This window comes from Polyangiaceae bacterium (assembly GCA_020633205.1).
Taxonomy (GTDB): domain Bacteria; phylum Myxococcota_A; class Polyangia; order Polyangiales; family Polyangiaceae; genus JAHBVY01.
Genome location: JACKEB010000011.1, coordinates 489,740 through 515,297, shown reverse-complemented (window position 1 = coordinate 515,297; position 25,558 = coordinate 489,740). Strand labels below are relative to the sequence as shown.

Sequence of the window (25,558 nt, the reverse complement as noted above, 5' to 3'; positions counted from 1 at the left end):
GACTGAAGTGGACGATGCGGATGTTTCGAACAAAGGGTCCTCCGGTGCGCCGTGCCGCGAAGAAAGACGAGGGACACGTGCGCCAGGTAGCTCCGGTTGGACGAGGATCAGCGCCAACCGGCTCAATCGGCGCCTCGCATAGCCCGACTGACTACGGCGGTCGAGCCACACAGCATTGGCCAAGCAGCTGCTCCTCCCCCCCAAACCCGACACGTTGCTCAACGCAGGAAGACAACTCCATGAAATTTCTAATGAATCGTTCGCGCCGCCGGGCTTCGTGTGACGTCTATGAGGCAAACTCAAGCGAACCTACTGAACGAAGCTTCCGTGCTACAGTCCCTGGAACGTGAGGACGCAACGGGGGAAGGGCTCCGCGGCACACGCGGAGGGACCAAGACAACCGGCGAACAGCCGGTCTGCTCCTTCGGTCTCGGCCAGGCCGGCCTCTTCGGGGAAGGCTTCTTCGAAAGCGAAGAGCCGTACTCGCCTGAAGAATAGTCGCCTCAAGGGTTCGATCGACACGGCGCCCCTTGAGAATCATTCCCGCGCGGAACCGGCGACAGTCTCCGCTTTGGATGACCATCGCGAGCGACCGCGCACGCATGGCAACGTGCTCAACCTGCCGGTGCTGGTGCTGAATCGCTTCTTTGCGCCGGTGTGTCTGACCACCGCCAGGCGAGCGATCTTGCTCTTGTACGGTGGCGCTGCGCACGCGCTGGACGAGAGCGGCGACCTGTACGCCTTCCCGGAGTGGAGCCAGCTCGCGCCCCGGCTGGTCGACGACATCGTGCCGACGGTGAGCGGTGGGTTACGGGTACCGCGGGTGCTTCACTTGTTGCGCTATGAGCGCAATCCACGTGTGGATATCCGCCTCACGCGAAAGAACCTGCTGCTGCGCGACGACCACTCCTGCCAGTACTGCGGAGTGAAGCCTTGCTTGCGGGACCTCAACGTCGACCATGTCTTGCCCCGCTCCCGTGGCGGCGCGGATAGCTGGGAAAACCTGGTGATTTCGTGCCGGCGCTGCAATTTGGTCAAGGGTCATCGCACCCCGGAGGAGGCGGGCATGCGCCTGAGGGCTCGCCCCAACAAGCCGCGCTGGTCAACCACCAAACACATCTTGTTGAGCGCCAAGCAGCCCTACAGCGAGTGGTCTCCGTTTCTCCAAGCGGGCTGAGGGTTTCTCCTAGCTGAGTGATATAACGAGCGCATGCGGACCTGCGCCTGGACCAACTTGCTCACTGCCTCCGTGCTCACTGGGGTGATCCTCTTCGGCTGCGAGGCGTCGACCTTGCGCAGCACAGCGCCCAGCGACACCGATAACACGGAGGTCGCACCGCCCACGGTTGGGGAACCAACGGGCAACAAAGCGGGCGACTCCAGCGGGAGCGCGGCGGGTGGTGACGAAGGCAGCACAGGCGGCGCTGAAGGCAGCACTGGTGGCGATGAAGGTGGTGAGGGAGCACAAGCAGGAGGCACGAACCCCGCCGACGGAAAGAGCCGCACTTGGTGTCCCCTCGATGAGGGCGACGGCTCGAAGGCACCCGAAGTCGCCGGCGTAGCTGGCAAGCCTCGAGACATCGAGACCATGCAGAAGATCGTGCAGACTTATCGCGGCTGCGTGCGGCGCTGCTACGAGGCCGTGCAGAAGGAAATTCCCGGACTCAAAGGCGACCTGACCATGAGCCTGGTGATCACCCCGAAGGGCAAGGTGAAGGAGGCGACCATGAACAAGGATCGCTCCACCCTGTTCACCCCAAAGATCGTCGATTGCGCCGCCAACACCCTGAAGAAGCTCGAGTTCGGCGAGCACCCGAAAGGCATGGAGAGCAAGCTGAACTACCCGTTCAACTTCGCTCCCTGAGCGGCTCCCTCGCGTTCCACGGATTTTTGGGGGGAGAGGTCCAGCGCACGGCGTGGCAATGGCTCCCAAGGACGCCTCGAGCGGGGAAACCGACCAGGATCATTGGTGAGGCTCGCGCGACGAACGGGTGAAAGCGCGAAGGCGTTCAGCCTGACGTTCGACAGCGCCCACTGATCCGGGTAAGAGGCAGCACCTACATCGACGCCTTGCTCGGCGCGTCGCTTGAGTTGGGCTGGCACGTGCACTGCACAGGTAGCCGCAAGCGGGCCGCACCGGCCCTCACTGCCTTACTTCTCGAGACTTGGCCGCCAGCGAGCGGCCGCTCCCAGAGTCCATGAACGACCAGAACGTCCTTGCTCGCATGCACCGCTGGTTGGCAGCGATCCAGGTAAAACATCCTGGAATCGTGCTGATCGTGGCGCTCCTGACGCTGCTACCCGCCGGCTTCTTCGCCAGCAAGCTCAGCCTCAAGAGCAGCTTCAAGGAGCTGCTCCCCGATCACAAAGCCAGTGTTGTCGAAATGCGACGCGTGAACGAGAAGCTGGCCGGGGCTTCCACTCTCACTGTCGTCATCAGCGGCTCCAGCACGGAATCGTTGAAGCGCACCATCGACGCACTCAGCCCGAAGCTGCGCGCGCTGCCTGCAGACTACGTGGTTGGCGTGGATGATGGCACGCGTGCCGTGCGGAAGTTCTTCGAAGACAACAAGGCGCTCTACGCCGACCTCAAGGACATCCAGCAAATCCACGACGACGTGGAGGAGCGCTACGACTGGGAGGTCCAAAAAGCCGCCGGCACCGCCCTCGATTTTGGTGAAGACGAAGTCCCCGACTTGAGCGCTGAAGCGCTCAAGAAGCGCTTCCAGCGCAAGGTCGACGAAGCCAACAAGAAGAGCCCTGGAGTCGATGGCTACTACATCGGAGAAGACGGCAAGCTCGGCGCCATCCTGGTGCGCACGCCCCTGGGTAGCGGCAGTCAGGAAGCGTTCGAGCTGCAACGAAAGATCGAAGCGCTCGTTGCTGACATCAACCCGAAGAGCTGGGACCCCGCCACGGAGGTCCACTTCACTGGGAATCTCATCACCAGCGCGCAGCAACAGAAGGCCATCACCGACGACTTGATCAGCGTTGGAGGCTGGGGCGTTGGCCTGATTTTGGGCGTCGTCTTCCTGTTCTTCTTGCGTTTCCGCACGCTAATGGCGATGGGTATCACGATCGCCATCGGCTGCGTGTGGTCGTTCGCGTTCGCGTACCTGAGCGTCGGCTACCTGAACATGGCCACCGGCTTCTTGGCGTCGATCATCGCGGGCAACGGCATCAACTTCGGTATCATCTACATGGCGCGCTATGTGGAGGCGCGACGCGACGAGAAGCAGCCAGTCGAGCAAGCCGTCTTGACGGGTCACCTCGAAACCTACCGCGCGACCCTCGCCGCCTCCCTCGCCGCGGGCATCGCATACGGTTCCCTCGCGGCAACGGATTTCCGCGGCTTCAAGCACTTCGGCATCATCGCGGGCTTGGGGATGGCGCTGTGCTGGGTCGCGACCTACTTCGTGCTGCCTTCCATCCTGGTGCTCAGCGAGCGCATCAAGCCGATGTACAGCGACCGGGAGGCCGTGTGGCGCACCAAGCTACGCGGCGTATACGGTGTTCCCTTCGCCTGGGCCGTCAACAAATTCCCCAAGAGTATCGCGATCATAGGCTCCGCCCTCGGAGTCATCTGCGTGGTCCTTTCGGTGCGTTACTTCGTCAACGATCCGATGGAGTACGACCTCAGCAACGTTCGCAATGAGCGAACGCAGCCGACCGCCGCGGGTCTGCTCTCGGTGCGCGTCGACAAGATCGTGGGCCGCCTCGGCCAAGACGGAAAGGCCATCGTCACCGATCGCATCGACCAAGTGCAGCCGCTGGTTGAAGAGCTGAACAAGCGTTACCGTGAGGCACCGCCTGACAAGAAGCCCTTCGAGAAGATCGTCAGCATCTACGATCTACTGCCGGACAAACAGCAAGAGAAGCTCAAGCTCCTCAAGGAGACGAAAGACCTGCTCGAGCGTGCTCGCAAGCGCGGCTTCATCAGCGACAAGGACTGGAAGGCAATTGAAGAGAACATGCCGGAGAAGCTCGCTGCGATCGGCATCGCAGAGCTACCGGAGCTCGTCGCACGCCCATTCACCGAGAAGGACGGGGCACGGGGACGCGTCGTCTACATCGTCCCGAAGGAGGGGCGCAGCGTCTACGACGCGCACTACTTGATGCTGTGGGCGGACTCCTACCGCGACGTGAAGCTGCCGAGCGGTGATGTGATCCATGGTTCCGGCGATTCGGTCATCTTCGCCGACATGTTGATCGCCATCGGCGAAGACGCCCCCATCGCGGTACTGCTCTCGCTGATCGGTACCGTGCTGGTGATTCTGATCGCGTTCCGTGGACGTGCCGCGGGTTGGGCCACCCTGATCACGCTGCTCTGTGGGGTTGCCTACCAGATAGGCACGATGGCGCTGCTCGGCATCAAACTGAACTTCCTGAACTTCGTCTCGCTGCCGATCGGTATCGGCGTCGGCGCTGACTACTGCATCAACGTGATGAAGCGGCGTGAGCTGATGGGCGACCGCGACCTGCAGCGCGTGCTCATCGAGACGGGTGGTGCGGTCGTGCTGTGTTCACTCACCACCACGCTGGGCTACTTGGTGCTGCTGACCAGCATCAACCGGGCGGTGCAGAGCTTCGGCCTGGCGGCTGCCATTGGAGAAATCACCACCATCGCCGCCGCGGTGCTGGTCCTGCCAGCGGCGCTGAAATGGCGCACCATGCGAGCGGGTAAAGACGGCTCTGGAGACTCCAGCCGTCAACGCGCTGCGGACCCAACGAACGCGAAGCCCGCAATCGCCGACAAAGCCGCAGTGGCGGAGTAGTCGCCTGCGAAGCGCGCTAGCCAACCAGCGCGAAACCTGAGACGGTTCGCGGAGTGATCGACTCGCTGCTTCCGATGCGCAGCCTGGCACCCTCCGCGCCAGACACGGACGCCTACGACGATCTGCTCACGCGCACCCGCGGCCTGCCCCGGGAACAGCGTGCCCAGCGCGACTTCTGGTTCTCGACGCTGCCCCTCGAGGCCAAAGATGACGTGCTCTTCGAGCTCGAGATCTTGCTCAAGAGCGCCGCCTGCTTCGCAAACCCGCGAAATCATCCAGGGCCTCCGCGCCGGGCGCCGGTGGTCGCGCAAGACTTCCGCCAGCCGATGATGCTGTTCCGCGACGGCATGCAACGCATCATCGAGCTGCAACGACAGCTGCTCGGTTCCCGCGACCGCACACTCGTCTTTCAGCGCTACCTCGAGACAGTGATCCCTGAGGATTCCATGCGCACGCGCCTGATGCGTACAGGGGAGAACCAGCACACTCCGGAAGAGAGCTTGGTCTCGTTGCGCACCTCGCTCACCAGTACGCAAGAGATCATCGAAGGCTTGCTGCGCGCCCCGCGCATTCCCTTTCGGCTGTTCTACTCCGTGCTCTCCACGGTGCAGCGTGACGTTGGGCGCAACGTCTTCTTCAACCCGCTCACCGCCCTCGAGTTTCGCCCGGAGTTCGACCGCATCAAGAGTCGTCAGGTGCTCGACCTGATTCGCAGCGTGCCGGGTGAGGAAGCGCATCGCCTGGTCGCGCTGACGTTCCTCAGCCTGTTCCGCATGCTGCGCTACCTGCGGCTGCTCGAGCGTACGTTGCTCACAGCGCCGCGACGGCGCGGCTACGCAGGCCGCACCCACCTAGTGCTCAGCGTCCTGCGAAGTGACGCGCGCGCGTTGTCGGACTACTTGAGGCGTCGTTCAGGCACGCTGCTGGCCGAGAGCTTCGAGCGCGATCTGTTCCGAGTACGTGCCACGGATCTCTCCGCGCGCTCGGATAACCTGCGCGCTGCAGGGCATCGCCTGCTCGGCATCAAGAGCGCCCTCGAAGGCATCTCAGGGAATATCCGCCTGGAAATGCGCCGAGCATTCCAGCATGACTTGCCGCCGCCTGATGCCCAGGTGAACGACACGGATCTACGCGATGCGGTGACGGCAAGCATCAGCAACCTGCGGCCCGCGATTCGCGGAGCCATCCTCTTCCTTGGCAAGGCCCTCGGCGTGAGCCTGGAAGGCGACGGTGTGTTCGATGACGGCGCCGCCCAGCGCGAAACCAGCGAGCGGTTGCGACGAGATATCTGGATGTTCGCCCAGATCGTCCGCGCGTTTTCCTCCAAGGCGCAGCACTCACCAGCCGAGGATCGCTGGGCACCGGTCTACAACTTCCAGTACGTGCGAGAGTTCCTCGCCTACTTCCGCGCCATGGGTTACCCGCTGCTACGCGCGAGCGACTACCCGCGCTTTGATGCGTTCATGCAGGCCATGGGTCGGCTGGAGGATACGGACCTCGTTGACCCGCAGCGCTTGGAAGCCGCGATCGACGAGTGCATGGCGTTCCACGGCTTCTTGTTGAAGCTGTTCGACGACATCTCGAAGCGCGATGCGCTGGATGGCGTTTCGTTCGACCGACGCGCGGCAGCTTCAGCGTTGAAGCTGTACCTCGGCGACTGAGCGTCGGCGGGGCATCTCACAGCGCGACCCTCACCCCCAAACCCGCCGCGGGGAGGGGTTGGACAACGGACGCCCGGCGCAACAAAACGCCAAGAACCGGAGCACTGTTTCGCCTCAGCAGCTCACGCGAAGCTTATTCCGCGCGGCAGTAACTGCTGAAGGAACGCACAACCGGTTCCAAACACATGAGGACTGGGTGCGGAACGCAAGCGAACCACGCGCCTCTCGCAGAGAGACTGCCAACCCCTGTGTCGCCAAGCGCGAATGACGCGCCTTTGGCTGACGATCACCCCTCTGTGCAGTCCGCCAACCGCACGGAAAGTAAGGCCCAAGGATTCACCTCGCGCAGGGCCTAGCTCGCGAGGCGCCTGACCCAGCTGATGTCAGGCTATCAGGCACCCTCCAAAGGACGGTGCGTTTGAGCTTCTGCGTTCGCCGACCGGAAGATCCGATCATTGAACTCGACGGGCGACCGAAGTCGCTTCGTCGAAGGTTGACTCGTCCCGCGTCCTGAAGGCCCGGCTCTGAACTCCCAATGGAGGCTCTCGGCTCAGGCCCGATTCCAGCCACCCAGGAAGGCGCTGTCTCAGGACGCGGTCAGAGGCACTTCAGCAGTCGACTCAGGCCTTCTTGGCGGCCTTGCGCTTGGCAGCCTTACGCTTGGGCGCCTTCTTGGCGACCTTCTTCGCAACCTTCTTGGCTGCCTTCTTCGCCGCCTTCTTCGCGGGCGCCTTCTTGGCAACCTTCTTCGCAGCCTTCTTAGCGGCCTTCTTCTTGCCCGCCTTCTTGGCGGCCTTCTTCTTGCCCGCCTTCTTGGCTGCCTTCTTCGCGGTGCGCTTCTTGGCAACCTTGGGGGCTGCGGCGGGAGCGCTGGTCTTTGCCTTGGTCTTGGTCTTCTTTGCGGCCATTTGTGCCTCCTACGAACGAACCAGGGATCAGCACCGAATGAACTAATCCCGAGGTATGTTGCACGACGTATATTGCCACCTATTGTGATGTGTCAACGAAAAACTTTCAGGGAGGGGTTGCGCGAGCCTTGGAAACATGGGGTGGTGACCACGCAACGAGTGCGGACCGAGCACCTGTTCAGACCCCTCCAAACGCACCCTGTGGCGGCTGTTCAGGGGGTAGGAAATCGCCCCGCGTTGACGTCAAAAAGTTCTTTCAACACGCATGCTTGACGCGCCGCACACCAGAGCGCTAAGCCCAGCGACCCACCCCCTCTGAGGACCCCTCTGCATGTCTTTCACGACCCCGAAATTTCGCCCTCGCCAGCTGCTGATTTTTTCCCTGATGGGCGCCGGATTTTTTTCTTCGGCGTGCGGGTACAGCCAGGACGAGTGGGACCAAAAAGTACGCGAGCTCGAAGCCGCGCGTAACCAACTCGCCGCGCAGCGCACGGCACACAAGAAGTGCGAACAGGATCACTCCGACGCGGTCGCTGAAGTCGACGCGTTGAAGAAGCAACTGCGCGAGCGCGGTGTGAACCTCGACAACCTCAGCGCCTCGCTGAAAGAAAACATGAAGGCGCTAGAGGAGTACAAGCGCCGCGCGGAGCAGCTCGATCAAATCCGTCAGCGCTTCGAGAACCTGCGCGACCGACTCAAGAAGCTCACTCAGCTTGGGTTGAAGGTGGAGGTGCGAGACAACCGCATGTTGATCCAGTTGCCTGGCGACGTGCTCTTCGACTCCGGCAAGGACAGCTTGAAGAAGGAAGGCATTTCCATCCTGAAACAGGTTGCCGAAGTCATCAGGACTGACTCCGAGCTCTCCAAGCGCGAGTTCCAGGTCGCCGGTCACACCGACTCCGCACCACTCAAGGGCGGCTTCTTCAAAGACAACTGGGGCCTCTCCGCAATGCGCGCTCGCTCAGTCCTCGTGTTCCTCACGGATTCGGAGGACAAGGGTGGTGGGCTGGACGCCTCCCACTGGAGTGCCGCTGGTTACGCGGACACCGATCCGGTCGCGAGCAACGACACCGACGAGGGCCGCGCAAAGAACCGTCGCGTCGAACTCGTGGTGCTGCCTGACGTCGAAGAGATGCTCAACTTGAACAGCCTCGCGAAGTGAGCGGGGCGGGACTCCAATCCCCTTGAAGCAAGACCAACAGCGCGCTGCGGCGATCGACATCGGCACCAACTCGGTGTTGCTTGCGATCGCCGAACGCGCTGAAAACAGGCTGGTTCCGCTGCTCGAGCGGGCCACCATCACGCGCCTTGGTCAAGGCGTAGACAAAACGCGCACGCTCGCCCCCGAAGCGGTCGAACGCAACCTCGCGTGCCTAGCGGACTACGCCGACCTGCTGCGGGACTTTGGTTCCCCACGGCTACGGGTTGTGGGCACCAGTGCCATGCGCGACGCGGCCGGGGGTGAGGACTTCCGTGAGCGCGCCGCTCAGCTCCTTGGGGTAACACCAGAGGTGATCAGCGGCGACGAAGAGGCGCAGCTGACCTACCGTGGAGCGCTGAGCGGACTGCCGGTCAACGAAGAGCCGGTGGTCGTCTTCGACATCGGCGGTGGAAGCACCGAGATCATCCAAGCCACCGCTGGCAAGATGCATGCTGCGGTCAGCTTGAACATCGGTTCGGTGCGTCTCACCGAGCGTCACTTGCCCACGGACCCCCCGACGCAAGAAGAGCTCGCGAGCCTCCAAGCGGACATCGCGAGCGAACTCGCAAAGGTCCCGCCGCCAATCCCACAAGCGCATCTGATTGGTGTCGCCGGCACGCTCACGACCCTGTGCGCCGTACACCAGCGCCTGACCAGCTACGACTCGACCCGAGTCCATGGCGCGGAGCTGAGCCTCGAGCAGGTGCAGGAACTCTGCAGCAGCCTCGCGGCGTTGCCGGTCGCGGCGCGGCGCGAGCTGCCCGGTCTCGAGCCGAAGCGCGCGGATGTAATCGCCGCCGGCGCGCAAATAGCGCTGGGTGTTCTGACGTGGGCCGGCGCGCAACATCTCACGGTCTCGGATCGCGGAGTGCGCTGGGGCATCCTCGAGCAACTGCTCGGCAGCTGACCCGCTCGTTGCCCCACGGCAACGCTCCGCATTGTTTCCGCGTGAATACGAGGCTATCAACGCCCGATGCACGGTCGCGGCCAGCGTACAGGCCCCCCGAAGGTGCGGCTCGAGCGGCTACTGGTGAGCACTGGACATCCGTCGCTGGACAGCTTCCGCGCCACGCGCAGAGTGTTCAGTCGCGCCACCCCGCTGACCGCTCAACGCGCGAGAAGTCCGCGAAAACGCGCAGGAATAGCCCCTCCACGAGCGCTCGAGCAAGTTTCTGCTACGATTTCTTGACGAGTTAGGCGCGTCTGACTAGAGTGGCGCGCCTGGCGGACCTCTACCCCTTGGTTCATGACGCCGCCAGAGAGCACCAAGCACCGGCGCTCAGATCTGTCATAATTGTCTGTTCGCGCCAACGAGGGCGCGACGTGTTCACGCTGCAGAGCGCGAAACAACGCCGAAACAGTACGCGCTCCGAGAGCGCTCCAGGCATCTGCAATTATCAGGCGGAGAGTTCGAATAGCGCAAAGTTCAAATAGGCGCAGCGTCATCAGGCGCAGGTTCGCAGAGTCAGTCAGCCGAACGGCGCCAGGTCAGAGTTCCACCCCGGTTTACTCGCTCCACGACGGACCCGGCGATTCAAGAGGTGGACCCGTCACAAGGCAACGACGGCGCCTGGATTCAAACAACGAGCACGGATGCAAAAACGAGGAATCAACCCCAGCGAGCGCTCCCACAGCGCCTTCCAGCAGACCTCCGCAGCGAGCCGCTCAGCATCTCCGAGCGGCAGCCCCGGAACCAGGGCCTTCACGGCTCGGTCGAGCGCGGCTGATAGCTCTCCGAGCTTTCAGGTCTGCGCCAAGGGAATCACTGGGTTCTTGACCTCTTGAGTCTTAGTTCAGCGTGAGCTCGCTGGCGCGGTGTCAGCGGGCTTTCGGCTGTTCCATGGTTCTGGCGTGAGTCAGAGCACGAATGAAATCGAGGAAAATTAAAGCGTCTCAGACGGTTCGGACTCCCAACCGTTGGGTCGCGTAAACACTGAATCGAAGAAACGTTGGAGGCGGCAGTCAGAGCCGTACGGCGTTTCTCAACTAGAGCGTTTGGCGGAGACAAGCGGAGTTCAATCACTCCCAATTCCACCAAGTGTTCAGAAAACAGAAAAACCACAGGGAATGATTCCCGTGCCCAGCCGTTGAGCGCCAAGCACCAGTGGCTGAGCAGCCCGCGCCAAAGCGATAGCAAGCAAAGCAACCTACGCAGAGCGAGCACAGAGCCCGAGCAAGCCATGAGCGATGCAGGGCAAACGCCAACAGCGCGAGCAGCAACTCTACGAAACAACATTGGCCGGGTCTGAGACTTCAATCGAAATCACTGACCCTCGGCCCGCGACAGGAGACGACATGCAGGCAAGCCCCGAAGTTGAGTTCAAGATCGGTGACAAGGCCGTCTACCCCGCTCAGGGCGTGGCGGAGGTCATCAGCATTGACGAGAAGGACATCGCAGGGCAGCGGCAACGCTTCTACGTGCTTCGGATTCTCGATACCGACCGCAAGATCATGGTTCCCGTCTCCAACGCGGACGCCGTGGGCCTGCGCCAGGTGATCAGCGAGCAGGAGATCCGCGAGATCTTCGACATCCTGAAGGAACGCACGATTGGCTTCGACACCCAGACTTGGAATCGCCGCTATCGCGGGTTCATGGACAAGATCAAGACTGGCTCCATCTACGATGTCGCCGAGGTCTTGCGTGACCTGTACCGGTTGAAGGCGAACAAGCAGCTCTCCTTCGGCGAGCGTCGCATGCTGGACACCGCGCGTTCGTTGATCGTCAAGGAGATCGCAATCGCGCGCAAGCAGACCGAAGAGGATGTGAAGACGGAGATCGAAGCGATCTTCTTCTCCAACTGATCCCTTTCAAGACGCGACGAGAGGCGCGGCCGCAAGGTCGCGCCTCGTTGCTTTTTGTGGGCCGCATGTGTCGTCGCTCCAACGCGAGCCAATATTCCGCAAGGAATCTGGCGGCAGGCGACTCTGAGCTCTTCCGGGCGGCGACGCTCAGTCTTCGGTCTTGCGCTTGCGGATAGGCGGCGGCTCGGGAATGTCCATCACGACGCGCCATCCCGACTCTTCGCGCACACAGTGCACGTCGAAGCGCTCTCCGGGGGACGCTCCAATCACCGCAACCACCGCGCGCTGCCCTTCAACGCGGGCCTTGAAGCGGTGCGGCTCGAAACGCAGGGAGAAGCGCGAAGGCGCGAGCATCTCTTCGGGCCCCAAGTTGCGGCCCACCACGGCGCTCGCGCGCTTGGCACGCTCCGTGAGCACGCGCTGGGCGTCAGACCACATCAGGTCGTAGGCCAAGCGGGCCATCTTCGGATCGCCATGCACGCTCTCCATGCGATCGATGAACAGCTCGACGACGCGCTCCGGCGTCTCTTCTTCCTGCTCGCGGCCGCAGGCCGGCGCCAACACGAGGCATGCGGTCGCGAGCAAGCAGTAGCGCAGGCAAGCGCTCCCTCTATTTCCTCGCGGTAGCATGCTGGAGCGATTCACTTCTTGTAGTGCCCTGTGCCGAGGCCCATCGTTTTGCGCACGTCGCGCATGGTGCGCTCGGCGAGCCGAGTGGCTTGTTCACGGCCCTGGTCGAGGATCTCGAGCACGCGCTTCTTGTCGGCGCCAAGCGCTGCAGCGCGCTCGCGGATCGGGTCGAGCTCCCGATTCAAGTTCTCGCAGAGCGCGGCCTTGCAGGTGCCGCAGCCAAGCGCGCCGCTGCGGCAGTCGCGGTTGATTTCCGCGACTTGCTCTGCGGGGCTCACCGACTTGTGGATGGTGAAGATGTTGCAGATGTCGGGGTTACCGGGATCGCCTTGACGCAGCTTGTCTGGATCGGTGAAGGCGCTCTTCACCTTCTTCTCGACGACCTTCGCCGGGTCCAGCAGGTCGATGCTGTTTCCGCGCGATTTGCTCATCTTGGTCTTGCCGTCGACGCCCATGATGCGCGGAGCGACGGACAAGAGCGGCTTCGGCTCTGGGAAGATCGCTTTGAAGCGATGATTGAACCGGCGCGCGATCTCGCGAGTCAGCTCCAGGTGTTGGACTTGGTCATCTCCAACGGGGACCACCGTCGCGCGGTAGACGAGGATGTCTGCCGCCATCAGGATCGGATACGTGAAGAGCCCCGCGTTGACGTTCTCTTTGTGTTCGTCGCTCTTCTCCTTGAACTGCGTCATGCGGTTCAAGTCACCCATGGGTGTGACGGCAGCCAGGTACCACGCGAGCTCGGTGTGCTGCGGAACGTCGCTCTGCACGAAGATGGTGCACTTCTCCGGATCGAGACCGGCAGCGATGTAGCTCACTGCGGCATCGAGGATGCGTTGCTTGAGCAGCTTCGGGTCGTACTCGATGGTGATCGCATGAGCGTCAACGATGCAGAACAGCGCCTCGTGCTCGCCGGCGTTGACGAGCCCCACCCAGTTCTTGAGCGCACCCAGGTAGTTACCGATGTGGAGACCACCGGTAGGTTGCATGCCTGAGAGGATGCGGGGCTTTGGCCCAGAAGATGGGAGGGGTTGCTCTTCGCTCATTGGACGAGAGGAGGTAACCCCAGTGGCTCAGCTCAGCAAGCACTTGCACCGAGTTGGAGCGTAGGGCCGCATGCCCTCACCCCCAAAAAACCGGCGTGCAACAACTTGGCCCCGTGGGATCGCCGCCAGCTACGATTTCGAACGAGCATGAGCATCAGCGAGCCTCGCGTCCGTTTGACTTGGGACGATAAGCCGAGTGAGCCAACGCCGAGTTCCGCGCGCCTCGAAGTGGTGGAGCCGGGACATCCGTCCAGCATGTTGGTGGAGGGGGACAATCTCGAGGCGCTGGGCGCTCTCGCGCGGCGTGCCGGCGCCTCTGTGGCGCTGGTTTACCTGGACCCGCCCTTTCTCACTGGCAGACAGCACAACCGCGTGGAGCGGGGACGCGACGCGAGCGGGCGCATCCAGCGCAGCGAGCGGCCAGCGTTCGACGATCGCTGGAGCGGCATGCACGACTACCTCGGGGCGCTGCACGGTCGCTTGAGCCTCGCGCGTGACCTGCTGGCGCCCCACGGCAGCCTGGTGCTGCATGTCGATCCGAAGACGAGCCACTACGCCAAGGTGATGTGCGACGAAATCTTTGGACCAGAGTGCTTCGCAAGCGAAATCGTGTGGCGCTACCGCCGCTGGCCGGCGAAGACCAAGAACTTCCAGCGCGTACACGACGTGCTCTTGCGCTACGTGAAAGATCCCGACGGCGAGCCACGCTTCAATCAGCTGTATGAGCCGCTGGCCGCGTCGACGCGCGCAACCTGGGGCACACGGAAACAGCGCGCGGTAACGGACGACAGCGGCCGACGGCAACGCTCGAGCAGCACCGAAGAAGAGAGCCCCGGCACGCCCCTCGGCGACGTGTGGGAGATCGGCATCGTGGCACCCGTCGCGCGGGAGCGCACCGGCTACCCAACCCAGAAGCCGATGGCGCTGCTCGAGCGCTTGGTCGCGTCGCTGACCGATCCCGGCGACTTGGTCGTGGATCCCTACGTCGGAAGCGGCACCACGCTGGCGGTGTGCGCAGCGCTCGGCCGCCGCGCGATCGGCATTGACCAGAACCGTGAGGCGCTGGAGATCTGCAAGCAGCGTCTCGGTGAGCTTGGCATTGCACCGCTCAGAGAGCGCGTCAGCGCCACGCTGAGCGTCCGCAAGGCGGCTCCGGCGTCCGCACCCACCGCATCACGTAAACGCCTCAAGCGAGCGAGCTGAAGCGCGTAGCGCCGAAGTGTTGCGAGGCTCACGCTTGTGTGAGCAACTTCGGGTGTGGCGAGCAACAAGCGCGCAAGCCGTGAGGCCATCCAGAAGCGCCGTGCAGGGCGCGCGCTGAACGATCTGTTCGCCGGTCGGGGTAACGGACCGCTCGATGGGCGCACCGAGAAGCGTCGTCAGCGCCTGCTGGAAGAGCTGCGCGAGAACAAGCGGCGCGGGTCTGGTGAGGAGCTCAAGCCTCTCGAGGTCCTGAGCCACGCCAACGAGCTGCTCGATATGGGCGAGACGGTGGTGAGCCTCCGCAAGCTCTGTGCGCAGCGCAAGCCGCCGGGAGACCGCGACCAGCTGGTCTACGTGGTGCGCCAGGTGCACGAGGCGTATGGCTTTCGCTCCGAGGTCTGGGGCCTGGTGGGCGTCGCAGACGAAGTGCTGCGCGAGGCTGGGGTGCCGCTGGTGGAGGAGTGACCGTGCTGGCGTGCCCGGCCGGTATCAGCGGCCTGCGTGCGCCAAGGAGAGTGTGCTAGCGATAGCGAGCCCATGGGAATCCTGCAACTCCGCGTCCGCCAGCTCGCGAGCCTGGCGCTCTTGACCGCCGCCAGCCTGGCCTCCAGCGCAAGTGCTCAGGCGGACGATCCGGTGGTGGTGCGCATCGGCAGCGTCGAGCTGCGCCAGAGCGATGTGGAGCGGCGCTTGCGTGAAGTGCCGGCCTTCCAGCTCAAGCAGTACGGCAACACGCCGGAAGAGATCAAGCGCGCCTTCATCGAGCGCGACTTGGTGCCCGAGGTGTTGCTGGGCCTCGACACCAAGCTGGACGACGCGATGAAGTCTCCGATTGTCCGCGCGGAAATCAACCAGGCAAAGCTCCAGGCGCTACAGTCCGCGTTGCGCAAGGAGCTCGAGCAGAAGAAGCCGGTCACCGACGCCGACATCGCGAAGTACTACAAGGACCACGAGACGCGCTTCAAGACGCCTGAGCGCATCAAGCTGTGGCGCATCCTGCTGCCGACTGAAGAAGCAGCCAATGAGGTGCTGAAGCAGGTCAAGGCCAAGGGCGACGTGAAGACCTGGAGCAAGATCGCTCGTGAGAAGTCGATCGACAAGGCGACGAACATGCGCGACGGCGACCTTGGCTTCGTGCTCCCAAGCGGACTCACCAACGTGCCTCGCGTGCGCGTGGAGCCGTCGCTCTACGAAGCAACCAAGGACCTGAAGAACGGTGAGCTCGCCTCCAAGCCGATTCCGGAAGGCAAAGGCTTCGCCGTGGTGTGGCGCCGCGGCAGCCTGAACGCCGTGGAGCGCAGCCTGGAGAGCGAGAGCGGCAACATCCGTCGCCTGCTAGAGCGCGAGCGCACCCGTAGCCAGCTCGATGAGCTCGTCAAGCAGCTGACAGCAGCCCATGTGAAGGACCGCAACGACGCCCTGCTGGAGAATGTGGCGCTCGACAAGATTGGCGCCATCGGTGCCGAGCGGAAACCAGGCCTGATTGAGGAGCACCCGCCCAAAGGCGACGTGAAACCGACCTCCAGCGGGGACGAAGCCGCCGGCGCCGGCAAGCGCTGAGCAGACTCCTCCAGTCGCTGGTGCGCTTCTTTTGGGGGTGAGGTGCACCGCAGCTCACCCGAGCTGGCGCTGTAGATTCGCCTCACTAGACGCTGGGCAAGTCCCAGCCAAGCTGCTTGAGCACGCCGCGGAAGATGCGCTCTTCTTCCCGCGCCTCGAGCTGCTTCTTGAAGAACTCCGCGTTGTCCCCCTTGGTGGCGGCGTGGGTCGCGCGCTCGTAGTGCTCGAGCATCATCAAGAGGTGGGGGTGCGCGTCGGCGACCTGCTTCGGCACCTGCATGTGCCGCGCGGAACTAAGTCGCGAGTCAGCTTGCTCGTGGACGTACTCTGCCAGATCCTTGTCGGACAGGTGATTGCGCAAGAAGTCCGCTTCTTTGCGCGCGTGGGCGACGATCAGCGCCGCGCGGTCAAGGTAGCTTCCGGCGAACGCTTCACTGGCCCAGGCGATGGCCCCGAGGGGCAGCGCGCACAACAGGGCGCGACGAAGCTCACGCTTTCCAAGAAGTTGTCTACTACGCATCTTCGGCTCCGACGGGTGTCTCCTCGCGGATCCACGATTCACTCTCGAGGGCGTTTTGCGCCGCGGCGCGTTCTGCCAAGCGCTTGCTCCGACCGCGCCCTTGCCCCAGCGCGCGACCCTCCACACTGACTTCGACCTCGAACCAGCGCTCGTGGGCGGGACCGCCTTCATCGACTACGGCGTACGCGGGCACAGCGCCACCACCGGCCTGCAAACGCTCTTGCAGCTCGCTCTTGGCGTCGCGCCCCGCGTCTGCCTTCAAGCCCACGACGTGGGGCTCCAGCAAGCGGCGACACACTTGGCGAGCCAACGGCCAGCCGCCTTCCAAGAACGCAGCGGCGATCAGCGCCTCCACTGCGTCAGCGACGACGTTCAGGCTCCCCCTCAGACCGGCGCTATCCGCGCCCTTGCCCAAGCGGAGCGCCGCGGACAGCTCGAGCTCCTGCCCAATGCGCTGCAAAGACTCCGCGTTGACCAACTGGGCGCGGAGCCGCGTGAGGCTGCCCTCGGGCGCCTGGGGAAAGCGCTCGAACAAGAGCTCGCTGGCGCACAGTCCAAGCACCGCGTCTCCCAGAAACTCCAAGCGCTGGTTGTCTTCCGCCGTTTGACGCTCGTTCGCGAAGCTCGGATGAGTCAGAGCTTGCTCGAACCATTGCGACTCGGTGTTCAGCCCAAGGAGCTGAGCGAGCGCCGCTGCGGATTGCTCGGAATTCGCCATCTCAAGAACGGAGGCAGCTTTGCCATATCAGCCTCTCAGGGCAAGGCTCTTGCCCCAGGAACTCGAGGGGCAGCTCGGGTGTCGATGCTCGCTGCCCATGAGCTATGCTGCCGCCGTGAGTCGCCTGTTGGCCTGCCCCTTCTGCCGCGAGCTGTACACCGAGGGCGAAGCCGCGCGCTGCAAGGAGTGCGGGGTGGAGCTGCAACCCCTGGAGAAGCTTCCACCTTCTCATGAAGCGCTGCTCGAGGAAGCGCTGGAAGCCGCAGAAGCCGGAGAGCTTCCGCCGGAACCAATCCCGGCCGTGGACTATCCGTTGCCGTGGTCCTTCATGGGGCGCGGGCGACTTGCGCTCGTGCTGTGTGGCTTGGTCGGCATTGGGATGTTCTTTGCGCCGTGGGTCTCCGTGGTGAAACCGGATCTGGCGCTGCTCAGCGGCTTCGATCTGGCGCGCGGTCGCGCCGGTTGGCTGTGGAGTGGGCTCGCCGGTTGGCTCACGTTGATCCCGCTGGTCGCGAGTCGGCGCACCGTGAACAAGATGCGCGGCGTCCGCGCGGTGTGCGCGATGTTCGCGAGCATGACGCTGGTGGAAACCATCATGCTGCTCGCGCGACCACCAGAGAGTCATCCACGCGTTCCCGTAGAGATACACTGGCAGTGGGGGCTGTACGCCAGCTTGGGGGTCGCTGCCCTCGGCGTGCTCTTCAGTCTGCGCTTTGGCGGAAAGGCGGATGATCTTCGCGACCTTCCGTTGCCTGGCACCGCCTCGGACACCGACGAAACGATGCACTGAAGTGTGTCCTTGAGCTGCACGATGCTGCGGTGCCGCCTCCCCCCCGAGATCTCAAGCTCCCGTCATACGTAGGAGCCCGATCGGAAGCGCGACGCAGCGCTTGATCAATTGTTCTCGCCATCACGGGCGCAATTCGCCGCGAACGCCAGTCCGTGCTACCGCTCAGACATGGTGCCCAGGGCGGATGTGCGCTCAGATCCGGAGCTCGCGGAAGCGAGTGAGGAAGAGCTGCGTCCGGATGCTGAGCCTCGGTTGAGAGCCGCGTTTGATTCCGAGCCATCGTTTCCGGCGGCGCGCTTGGTCAGCGATCCCGAGCTCACACCTGAAGAAATCGAACTGACCGACGTGCCTGCTGCGGTCGTCGAGATCCCCCAGCTGGATGATTTCGACTACGGCTCGGGCGTCGTCGTGATCGTGCCTTGGGAGCGACCGCTGCAAGGTTTCTGGCAGCGCTTGTGGAACACCGCAAAGCTCACCACGCAGCACGGGCAGACATTCTTCGCGCGCTTCCCCGATGGAGACTTGGTGAGCGCGGCGCGCTTTGCGCTCACCGCCGAGGCAATCGCGGTGAGCGGTCTGTGTTTGATCGTTGGCCCCATTCTGTGGCTCGTCGTTCCAGGCTTGTCCGAGGTGGCGTCCCAGGACCCGGTGCTGGGCAGCCTGCTCTTGCGCACCATCGTTGCCGGCGTGCCCACCTTGGCCATCGCCATGGCGCTGCTTCACGCGCTGTATGGGCTCGGGCTCGATCTGGCGGCACGCCGCGAAGGCGGACGCGGGCGCCTGGGGCACGCGCTGCGCTTTGGCCTCTACAGCGCCGGCTGGGATTTGGTCACCATGCCGCTCGGCTTGATCGCCCTCGCCCTCTCCGACGGGGTGAAGAGCGCCGGACAGGTGGCGCGCAACACTTGGATGTTGCCACGCACCTGCTCTCAGGCTTTTCTCTGTGGAATTTATGGACTGAGCAAGGAAGCTGCCCAGCGCGCACACCGCGCGGCAATGCTCAGCACCATCGTTGGGCTCGCGCTGGGCTTGGTCGCCTGCATCGCCCTCGCGATGCTGCGCTAGGCCGCGTTTAGAAGCCGCGGCTCCAGAACACGCCGCTTTAGAACATCGCACCGAGGTCGATGATCACCGACCACTGGCGATCTTCACCCTTGAGCGCTGCCTTCGACGCGTCGTCGCTCTGCGCGTCTGCAGGATCCACCAGGTCCGTGATGAACTCGCCACCGACGGTCACCATCTCGTAGCGGTAGTTCAAGCCAAACATCAGGCGCTGGCGCTTCAAGCGCGCCTTGTCGAACACGACGTTGTTGTTGAAGTCCTGCGCGCTGCCGCCGCGACAGACCGGCTGCCCGTCGTAGATGTGCTGGCCTTGACCGTCCACCTTGCTGGGGTTCCCCACGTCGGGGTTACCCGGCACATTGGGCCCGGCGTAGTTGCAAAACCCGATCGGATCCGTCGCCGGCGTGGTGTCGATCAGACCCGAGTCGCCGAAGATCCACACGTACTGGTAGCCAACCCAAGGCGTCAGCACCTGGGAGTCGGCGATGGGCAGCGGCTTGCTGATCTGCATGTCCAGCGCCGCGACGGTCAGCTGAAACTGCGGCGTACCCGTGATGGTGCGCACCCCGCCACCGACGGCGAAATCCGGGAGGATCCCGCCCACTCCCGTGCGGAAACCTTCGAGCAGGCTCATGCGCACGTCCGCACCACCGGAGATGATGCTGGTCTGGGGGATGAAGCCCACCTGACCCGTCAGCTCGAGACCAAAGCCGAAGCCCTTGCGGATCTTGACGGAGTACAGGTTGAGCGTGCTGTCGGGGCTCGAGTTGCGGATCGACGCCTTGTCAGAAGACGGATCACGCGGACCTTGAGTACCCTCTTTCCAGTAGCTCTTGCTCTCGTCGATGTCGTGGATGCCCATCTCCAGCGACAGGTTGAAGCCGCCGAAGCCGGTGGTGCGGGCGGAGTGCATCGCTGAAGGCGCGATCACCCAACCCCACTGATTCATCAGGCGCTTGAACGCTGCATTATCCGCCCGGCAAGTCAGACCCGCAGCGCCCGCGGTACTGATTTCGCCAGAGTCGGTGCGACAGCCCTTGGTATCTTCAGTGACCAAGCGCTCCATCGCGGGATCCATCGGTTCCGCGTGAGCCACATCAGGCGCACACAACACCGCGCCCAACGCGGCGACGCCTAGCCCAACGGCGAGCGCGCGACGCGCAACGCCAACATGGACTCCAGCGCGCTCCCCCCGGGAGGCAGCAAGCGATTCGGGCGCCTGGTCAGGCGCGCAAACTGAACTTCGTGCACGAACGGCGCGAAACAACGACTTTCCCAAGAATCAGGCCTCCGCCGAGGGGAGGCTACTGACCGACGGAAGCCGGCGTCAAGCTTGGGGACCGAATCCGCCTTCATCCCATCGAATCCCCTGCAACCGCCCGCCAAAGCCGCTAGACACAAACCCGCGATGGACACCCCCGAACGGCTGCGCGCGCGCCCCCAGCAGGCGCCCTTTCACGTGGTGTTGGTGGAGCCGGAGATCCCACCCAACACCGGCAACATCGCGCGCCTGTGTGGGGCGACGTGCGCGCCTCTGCACCTAGTGGGCAAGCTCGGCTTCCGCATCGACGAGCACGCCGTCCGTCGCGCAGGACTGGACTATTGGCATCTGGTGGAAATCCACACCCACGAGACGCTAGGCGACGCCGAGGCGTTTATCCGCAAAAACAGCCCAGATCGCACACCTCAGACGTGGCTCTTCAGCGGCAAGGCCCAGCGCAGCTACCTCGAGGTGGAGCTCAAGCTGGGAGACATCCTGGTGTTCGGTAAGGAGTCTGTGGGCCTCCCGGAGAGCCTGCTGGCGGAGCGAGCCGACGAGGCGCTGGGGATCCCGACCCTCGGCGCGGTGCGCTCACTGAACCTGGCGAACTCGGTCTCCATCGCGCTCTTCGAAGGCCTGCGCCAGAACGGGGCACTCAGCGTCCAACGCGACACTTAATGAAGCGCGCTGCAGAATGACGCGCGCCGCGGAGTGACGCGCGGCTGAGCGGCGCGGCTACTGAATCACTCGAGGGGTCGCGCCGGTGAAGTCGACGTGGACGCGCTTGGACTGACCCGCCTTGAGCTGGATCTGCGCCGGGACGCGCTCCCCCAAAGTCGGATTGGTGAAGACGACCAGGTACGCGCCAGGCGCGAGCTTGAGGCCCATGATGGGTGTCGTCCCGCGGGCGCGGCCGCCGACGGAGACCTGAGAAGGAGGCATCGAAGTCAGGTTCAAGGTCGCGTCCTGCACTTCGCTCGGCGCGCTCTTCACCGGTGCCGCCACGGATTGGGTCCCGCTCGGCTCCGGAATTTGGGGGGGAGGCGCGCTGCCTGCCACCCGAGCTGATGTGGGCGCGCTGTTCTCGGGCGCGCTCGATGACCCGCGCGGCGCTGAGGCGGAAGCAGTGGGCTCCGCGGACAGGCTTGGCTGCCCAGACGGCTGAGGCGCTGCCGACTGGTTCCCCGCGGCAACACCTGACGACTGAAGCGATGCGCTCGGCACGTCACGCGAGGCGGGTACTTGGCCGCTCTGTTCGTCCCCCGCGAAGACTCGACTCAAGACGAAGAGCAGCGCCCCAACGCCCACCAGCGCTGCCAACAGCCAAACGAAGCTGGGGCTGGACTTCGTCTCACTCGCGTCTCGCTGCAGCGCGCTGTCCAGCTCTCCGCTAGGCTCGTGCTTATCCTCTGAATCGGCATGAGCCAGCTCGTCTCCGCCCTTCAGCGCCGCTGCCGGCATTTTTGGTGTGCCCTCGGACTCGATGCGCCGGGTGGCAGGCCCGGTTTCCGCTTCAGGGCCGGGCGTCGAGGGGCGCGCCACCGGCGTGACTGGAGTCGGCTGGGGCGTCGCGCCGTCGAGGAGCTGGTCGACGTCGCCATCTTCTGGGGCGACCCCATCGACGCGCCGAGTCCAGATCTCGATCTCCTGATTTGCGGCAAACGTCTGAGTGCTTCCGTCGGGCAACGTCGGCACCCGGCCGTCGCCCTGGGGGCGCTCGAGGTCGGGAATCGACGCGACCGAGCCCGCGGCTTCTCGCCGCGCGAGGCGCACACGGCGCCCGAGCCGCCGCTCGACCTCACGCCGGTCCGAGCGGCGCAGAAAGTCGCGAAGGGGCTTTGCCAGCTCTTCCGCGTCTGCGGGGCGCTTCCGAGCGTCGGGATCGACGGCGAGCCCAATGACTGTATCCAGCTCCGTGAGCCGCTCGTCGTAGCGCGACGGAGCGGCGGGGCGCTCCTTCATCACCGCCTCGTGGGACGCCTTGGCCGTTGCGCGACGAAACGGTGGACGCCCGGACCAAGCCTCGAGCAGCAACGCTGCCACCGCGAACACATCCGTGGCCGGTACGACTTCGCCCTTGAGCTGCTCCGGTGGCATGTGCCCCGGGGAACCGAACGCCTCGACCGTTTCGCCGTCGCTGCGCACTGGAGCTGCGATACCGAAGTCGATCAAGCGCACGGCGCCTTCCTCGTCGATCAGCACGTTGCGCGGCGTAACGTCGCGATGCACGACCTTCGCGCGGCGGTGGGCGTAGTCCAGCGCACGACACGTCTCAACGCCCAGGTACGCGCCCTCTTCGGCGTCGAGGGGTCCAGTCGCCGTGAGCAAATCACCCAGCGTGATGCCCTCGCAGAACTCGAGGGCGATGTAGTAGACGCCTTGCTCGACCCCCAGCTCGTAGACGGGCACGATGTTCGGGTGGTTCAGACCAACGGTGGTCTTCGCCTCCTCCACGAAGCGCGCGACGAATCCTGGATCCGATGCCAGCTCCGGTCGGATCTGTTTCACGACCAGGCGCTTCTGAAAACCCACGGCACCGCGCAACGTGGCCAAGTACACGTGAGCCATGCCGCCGGAGGCGATCTCTCGCTCCAGCACGTATTTCCCAAAGATTTGGGGAAACATTCAAACGCCTTCAAGCAACCCGACGGGCGGCTTGTAACAGTAAGTGTGCTGAATGTTTAGGCAGCGCGCACTGCCTGGCTCGACGTATCCTGTTTGAGTCGGCAATCACCGTGGGGTTTGCCTTCAGTCTTCGCTCCATGTCAGCCCGAATCGGTCATCCAGCGCGCGCTCGCAGTTGCCTGCTGAGTCTCATGCTGGCGCTCGCGAGCAGCCCCTTTTTGGGCTGTCGCCCCGATCCGGAGCCCGATCAGCTGCAACCCATCGCGGTGCACACGTTCTCGGCCTGCGCACCAGGTCGCGACGCAACCCTCGACCTGAGCGCCCTCGGTGACTTCACGGTGGACAACTCGAGCGCCGAGTCGTTGCCGTTACACGCCGAGAACCGCGCGTTGCGCCTGCCCCTCGCCACGGAAGCGCTCGAAGGCGTGGCGCGGGATGGCAGCGGAGAGTGGCAGGGAGTGGGCCTCGTGCGCGGCGCTCACGCCGACCTGAGTCTATGGCCCAGCGACCAAGCATGTGAGTTGGCCCGCGCCAACGACTTTCCCCTTGCCTCGAGCTCGATCGGAGTCAATCCGCGCAGAAACGAGGTCTTGGTTGTTGGGGGAGAGGACGCCGGGCCCAATGCCGCCCGCGCGCTGCTCTTGAATCTCGACACGGCGGAGGCCAGCGAAGTACCCGGAGGCATCCTTCCAGCCCGCGCCGACGCACGCCTCAGCCCGTTCGGCGATGGCATGTTGCTGAGCGGCGGCATCGATCCTCGGGAGCGCGGCGACGAGCGCTTCGACCTTGCGACGCCTCTCGGCTCGGCGATCGCCTACGACCCGGAGTCCGGGCGCTTCGACCTCAATCGAGAGATCGTGATCTCAGCGCGGGCGGCACACGCCGCGATCAGCCTGATCACCGGGGAAACGCTGCTCGTTGGTGGACGTTCGCCCCAGAGTCCTGCTCTGGCGAGCATCGAAGCCGTCTCCCCCGAGACCCTAACAGCGCGCATCGCCGGCCTCACCCAGCTAGTGCAACGACGCGCGGGTCCGATAGCCTTCGTCGTAGAAGACGGTCGCGTGTTCGTCGGCGGCGGAGTCGACGCAAGCAAGCTACCGGTACAAAGCGTCGAGTGGCTGAGCCCAGACGCGAGTCAGCACCTGGGCAGCACCGCGCTGCGCACCTCCGAGAACGCACGCTTCACCCCAATGCCCGGCTCCAGCGTGCTGGGCGTCGGCGTGTGCGCCGTCAGCGACCCCACGTGTGATCCAGCCCGCGGCGCCGTATGGCTTGCGGGGGAGCGGGTGTACCCGCTCCCGCCGCTGCCCGTCGCACTGGATGCTCCGGTGTTGATCCCAGCGGCACGCGGCGAACCGTGGCTGATCACGGGCAGCGGCCAGGAGCGCGTAGGCTACCGGTTTTTCCCCTGGGAATCCCGGTTCGTACCAAGTCCTGACCCCCCGTCCGCGCTCCCACCGCAAGCCGCCTTTGCAGTGGACGCTGGTGCCTTCGTCTGGAGCGAAACGGGGCGCCTCTTCGGGGTGCGCAGCGACCTGCGCGAGGCCTACGCACGAGACGTAGGTCCGCAACTGCTGACCCAGCCTACCCTCGCCACCAGCGTCGTACCCAGCGCACCGCCAAGCTTGGAGGACACCACGGCCGCCATCAGTTACACCGCAGCGGGCCTCGGCTTGCGCAACGTCGGTTCCGTATGGATTAGCGAGACGACTTACGATGGCTTTGAGCTCGAGCTGGTGCGCGTCGCCGGACCGCCACCACGAGTGATCCTGCAAGGCGCCAACTCAGACTGCAGCGGAGCGGAGTGCGGCGCCTCCAAGCGCCTGGGCGAAGCAGACTGCGCGTGGCCAGCCACCGCGACCGAAGCCTCAACCTTGAACGTGCTCCGCAAGGCATCCGCCGTGACGTTGAGCGCCGGAGACGAAACCACCACGTGTGCGCTATCCACCCTGGCGGAATCCCGCGTCCGCATCGGCCTCGCCGCCGCCAGCAATGAAGTCTCCACGCTGCGCAGTCTCGAAGTCGTGCGCAAGCGCTGACTGAGGCAATCGGCCGAAGCCCCGAGCCGTGAAGCCTGAGGCAATGGGCGAAGCCCGAGCCGTGTCGCAAGCCTAAGGCAATGGGCGAAGCCCGAGCCGTGAAGCCTGAGGCAATGGGCCGAAGCCCCGAGCCGTGTCACAGAAGCCTAAGGCAATGGGCGAAGCCCGAGCCGCGTCACAGAAGCCTAAGGCAATGGGCGAAGCCCGAGCCGCGTCACAGAAACCGGAGGCAATGGGCGAAGCCCGAGCCGTGTCGCCAGAAACCGGAGGCAGTGGGGCGAAGCCCCGAGCCGTGTCGCAGAAACCGGAGGCAATGGGGCGAAGCCCCGAGCCGAAGTGACTCGTGCCCACCCCGCCAAGACCCAAAAGCCCGCCAGCCTCCAATCACCATGAGTCACTGCCGGAGGCAATGGGGCGAAGCCCCGAGCCGAGACGTAAGGCGCACAAGGCGACGGAAGGCTCAGTCTCCCCGAGGCAACGCCGAGACGTAAAGCGCACAAGGCGACGGAAGGCTCAGTCTTTGAGAGACTCTGAGCGCCTTCGCCCCTGGAAATACGAGGGAGTTGTGGAGGCGGCGGAACGGCCCGCAGGGGCGGGCGCAGAGGCGGGCAATGAGGCGATCACGCAAGCCCTCACGATGCTCTTCAGAGAAGGCGCAGGCCGTACTGTATCCAATGTTCCAAGCGAAGGCCGAGACTAGCCAGTTACCGCGCGGTAACAAGGCGATTCAAGCCCGCCCATCGCGGGCAGGCGCTCT

At 64.2% G+C, this 25,558-nt stretch carries 22 protein-coding genes; 15 read left to right on the top strand and 7 right to left on the bottom strand.

Translation table 11 applies throughout. The features are described from left to right. Positions 1 to 327 precede the first annotated feature (327 nt). From H6718_08840 to H6718_08820, 5 genes are all read left to right on the top strand, one after another. Positions 328 to 498 carry a hypothetical protein gene (locus H6718_08840; GenBank protein MCB9585491.1) on the top strand — a complete coding sequence of 57 codons (171 nt, stop codon included), beginning with the start codon at positions 328 to 330 and terminating at the stop codon, positions 496 to 498. Positions 499 to 631: 133 nt separating this feature from the next. After that, complete coding sequence (locus H6718_08835) at positions 632 to 1,177, top strand: HNH endonuclease (protein ID MCB9585490.1); 546 nt, start codon at positions 632 to 634, stop codon at positions 1,175 to 1,177. A gap of 33 nt (positions 1,178 to 1,210) precedes the next feature. Beyond that, positions 1,211 to 1,864, top strand: a complete 654-nt coding sequence (locus H6718_08830; protein MCB9585489.1) for an AgmX/PglI C-terminal domain-containing protein — start codon at positions 1,211 to 1,213, stop codon at positions 1,862 to 1,864. 334 nt (positions 1,865 to 2,198) lie between these two features. Next, complete coding sequence (locus H6718_08825) at positions 2,199 to 4,775, top strand: MMPL family transporter (protein MCB9585488.1); 2,577 nt, start codon at positions 2,199 to 2,201, stop codon at positions 4,773 to 4,775. 74 nt (positions 4,776 to 4,849) lie between these two features. Continuing rightward, positions 4,850 to 6,436 (top strand): hypothetical protein, encoded by a 1,587-nt coding sequence (locus H6718_08820; GenBank protein MCB9585487.1) that lies wholly within the window; start codon positions 4,850 to 4,852, stop codon positions 6,434 to 6,436. A gap of 620 nt (positions 6,437 to 7,056) precedes the next feature. On the opposite strand, the gene H6718_08815 is transcribed toward H6718_08820, so the two are convergent. After that, on the bottom strand, positions 7,057 to 7,344 hold the full coding sequence (locus tag H6718_08815; protein ID MCB9585486.1) for a hypothetical protein: 288 nt from the start codon (positions 7,342 to 7,344) through the stop codon (positions 7,057 to 7,059). A 385-nt stretch (positions 7,345 to 7,729) separates the two neighbouring features. Here H6718_08815 and H6718_08810 point away from each other — a divergent pair, with 385 nt between their 5' ends. The 3 genes from H6718_08810 to H6718_08800 all read left to right on the top strand — a co-directional run bounded on the left by H6718_08810 (position 7,730) and on the right by H6718_08800 (position 11,347). Further along, entirely contained in the window at positions 7,730 to 8,506 is a 777-nt protein-coding gene (locus tag H6718_08810; protein MCB9585485.1) for an OmpA family protein, read from the top strand. A 22-nt stretch (positions 8,507 to 8,528) separates the two neighbouring features. After that, entirely contained in the window at positions 8,529 to 9,452 is a 924-nt protein-coding gene (locus H6718_08805; GenBank protein ID MCB9585484.1) for a Ppx/GppA family phosphatase, read from the top strand. Between the two features lie 1,388 nt (positions 9,453 to 10,840). Then, positions 10,841 to 11,347, top strand: a complete 507-nt coding sequence (locus H6718_08800; protein MCB9585483.1) for a CarD family transcriptional regulator — start codon at positions 10,841 to 10,843, stop codon at positions 11,345 to 11,347. A 147-nt stretch (positions 11,348 to 11,494) separates the two neighbouring features. On the opposite strand, the gene H6718_08795 is transcribed toward H6718_08800, so the two are convergent. Both H6718_08795 and trpS read right to left on the bottom strand, forming a co-directional pair. Further along, a complete protein-coding gene (locus H6718_08795) occupies positions 11,495 to 11,992 on the bottom strand; it encodes a hypothetical protein (protein MCB9585482.1) in 498 nt (165 codons plus the stop codon). Continuing rightward, positions 11,989 to 13,023, bottom strand: a complete 1,035-nt coding sequence (trpS, locus tag H6718_08790; protein ID MCB9585481.1) for a tryptophan--tRNA ligase — start codon at positions 13,021 to 13,023, stop codon at positions 11,989 to 11,991. The genes H6718_08795 and trpS overlap by 4 nt, the downstream gene beginning before the upstream one ends. A 147-nt stretch (positions 13,024 to 13,170) precedes the next feature. On the opposite strand from trpS, the gene H6718_08785 reads away from it, so the two are divergent. The 3 genes from H6718_08785 (at position 13,171) to H6718_08775 (ending at position 15,786) form a co-directional block, all read left to right on the top strand. Continuing rightward, positions 13,171 to 14,226 (top strand): site-specific DNA-methyltransferase, encoded by a 1,056-nt coding sequence (locus tag H6718_08785; GenBank protein ID MCB9585480.1) that lies wholly within the window; start codon positions 13,171 to 13,173, stop codon positions 14,224 to 14,226. 54 nt (positions 14,227 to 14,280) lie between these two features. Further along, positions 14,281 to 14,691, top strand: a complete 411-nt coding sequence (locus tag H6718_08780; GenBank protein ID MCB9585479.1) for a hypothetical protein — start codon at positions 14,281 to 14,283, stop codon at positions 14,689 to 14,691. Between the two features lie 72 nt (positions 14,692 to 14,763). Further along, positions 14,764 to 15,786: a peptidyl-prolyl cis-trans isomerase gene (locus H6718_08775; protein MCB9585478.1), complete on the top strand. Its 1,023-nt coding sequence runs from the start codon at positions 14,764 to 14,766 to the stop codon at positions 15,784 to 15,786. 85 nt (positions 15,787 to 15,871) lie between these two features. Here the strand turns inward: H6718_08775 and H6718_08770 are convergent, their stop codons facing one another. Together H6718_08770 and rnc are read right to left on the bottom strand one after the other, a co-directional pair. Continuing rightward, positions 15,872 to 16,306 carry a hypothetical protein gene (locus H6718_08770; GenBank protein MCB9585477.1) on the bottom strand — a complete coding sequence of 145 codons (435 nt, stop codon included), beginning with the start codon at positions 16,304 to 16,306 and terminating at the stop codon, positions 15,872 to 15,874. Next, positions 16,299 to 17,024: a ribonuclease III gene (gene rnc / locus H6718_08765; GenBank protein ID MCB9585476.1), complete on the bottom strand. Its 726-nt coding sequence runs from the start codon at positions 17,022 to 17,024 to the stop codon at positions 16,299 to 16,301. Before rnc ends, H6718_08770 begins: the two co-directional genes overlap by 8 nt. 115 nt (positions 17,025 to 17,139) lie before the next feature. On the opposite strand from rnc, the gene H6718_08760 reads away from it, so the two are divergent. Then, the gene (locus H6718_08760) at positions 17,140 to 17,814 is read left to right on the top strand and encodes a hypothetical protein (GenBank protein MCB9585475.1); all 675 of its coding nucleotides are present in this window, start codon (positions 17,140 to 17,142) and stop codon (positions 17,812 to 17,814) included. A gap of 168 nt (positions 17,815 to 17,982) precedes the next feature. Further along, the gene (locus tag H6718_08755) at positions 17,983 to 18,879 is read left to right on the top strand and encodes a hypothetical protein (GenBank protein MCB9585474.1); all 897 of its coding nucleotides are present in this window, start codon (positions 17,983 to 17,985) and stop codon (positions 18,877 to 18,879) included. A gap of 37 nt (positions 18,880 to 18,916) precedes the next feature. Here H6718_08755 and H6718_08750 read toward each other — a convergent pair whose 3' ends face one another. Continuing rightward, positions 18,917 to 19,987, bottom strand: a complete 1,071-nt coding sequence (locus H6718_08750; GenBank protein MCB9585473.1) for a hypothetical protein — start codon at positions 19,985 to 19,987, stop codon at positions 18,917 to 18,919. Between the two features lie 297 nt (positions 19,988 to 20,284). Here H6718_08750 and H6718_08745 point away from each other — a divergent pair, with 297 nt between their 5' ends. Continuing rightward, positions 20,285 to 20,815, top strand: coding sequence for a tRNA (cytidine(34)-2'-O)-methyltransferase (locus H6718_08745; GenBank protein MCB9585472.1), 531 nt, complete (start codon positions 20,285 to 20,287; stop codon positions 20,813 to 20,815). Positions 20,816 to 20,872: 57 nt separating this feature from the next. Here H6718_08745 and H6718_08740 read toward each other — a convergent pair whose 3' ends face one another. After that, positions 20,873 to 22,762, bottom strand: coding sequence for a protein kinase (locus tag H6718_08740; protein MCB9585471.1), 1,890 nt, complete (start codon positions 22,760 to 22,762; stop codon positions 20,873 to 20,875). Positions 22,763 to 22,899: 137 nt separating this feature from the next. Here H6718_08740 and H6718_08735 point away from each other — a divergent pair, with 137 nt between their 5' ends. Then, positions 22,900 to 24,801, top strand: coding sequence for a hypothetical protein (locus tag H6718_08735; GenBank protein MCB9585470.1), 1,902 nt, complete (start codon positions 22,900 to 22,902; stop codon positions 24,799 to 24,801). The last annotated feature ends 757 nt before the right edge of the window (positions 24,802 to 25,558 follow it).

What these genes read in the sequence shown, in the direction of transcription:
- H6718_08830 (MCB9585489.1), top strand. Translation starts at nt 1,211, where the DNA reads ATGCGGACCTGCGCCTGGACCAACTTGCTCACTGCCTCCGTGCTCACT.
- H6718_08825 (MCB9585488.1), top strand. Translation starts at nt 2,199, where the DNA reads ATGAACGACCAGAACGTCCTTGCTCGCATGCACCGCTGGTTGGCAGCG.
- H6718_08820 (MCB9585487.1), top strand. Translation starts at nt 4,850, where the DNA reads ATGCGCAGCCTGGCACCCTCCGCGCCAGACACGGACGCCTACGACGAT.
- H6718_08815 (MCB9585486.1), bottom strand. Translation starts at nt 7,344, where the DNA reads ATGGCCGCAAAGAAGACCAAGACCAAGGCAAAGACCAGCGCTCCCGCC.
- H6718_08810 (MCB9585485.1), top strand. Translation starts at nt 7,730, where the DNA reads ATGGGCGCCGGATTTTTTTCTTCGGCGTGCGGGTACAGCCAGGACGAG.
- H6718_08800 (MCB9585483.1), top strand. Translation starts at nt 10,841, where the DNA reads ATGCAGGCAAGCCCCGAAGTTGAGTTCAAGATCGGTGACAAGGCCGTC.
- trpS (MCB9585481.1), bottom strand. Translation starts at nt 13,023, where the DNA reads ATGAGCGAAGAGCAACCCCTCCCATCTTCTGGGCCAAAGCCCCGCATC.
- H6718_08785 (MCB9585480.1), top strand. Translation starts at nt 13,171, where the DNA reads ATGAGCATCAGCGAGCCTCGCGTCCGTTTGACTTGGGACGATAAGCCG.
- H6718_08775 (MCB9585478.1), top strand. Translation starts at nt 14,764, where the DNA reads ATGGGAATCCTGCAACTCCGCGTCCGCCAGCTCGCGAGCCTGGCGCTC.
- H6718_08770 (MCB9585477.1), bottom strand. Translation starts at nt 16,306, where the DNA reads ATGCGTAGTAGACAACTTCTTGGAAAGCGTGAGCTTCGTCGCGCCCTG.
- rnc (MCB9585476.1), bottom strand. Translation starts at nt 17,024, where the DNA reads ATGGCGAATTCCGAGCAATCCGCAGCGGCGCTCGCTCAGCTCCTTGGG.
- H6718_08755 (MCB9585474.1), top strand. Translation starts at nt 17,983, where the DNA reads ATGGTGCCCAGGGCGGATGTGCGCTCAGATCCGGAGCTCGCGGAAGCG.
- H6718_08745 (MCB9585472.1), top strand. Translation starts at nt 20,285, where the DNA reads ATGGACACCCCCGAACGGCTGCGCGCGCGCCCCCAGCAGGCGCCCTTT.
- H6718_08740 (MCB9585471.1), bottom strand. Translation starts at nt 22,762, where the DNA reads ATGTTTCCCCAAATCTTTGGGAAATACGTGCTGGAGCGAGAGATCGCC.
- H6718_08735 (MCB9585470.1), top strand. Translation starts at nt 22,900, where the DNA reads ATGTCAGCCCGAATCGGTCATCCAGCGCGCGCTCGCAGTTGCCTGCTG.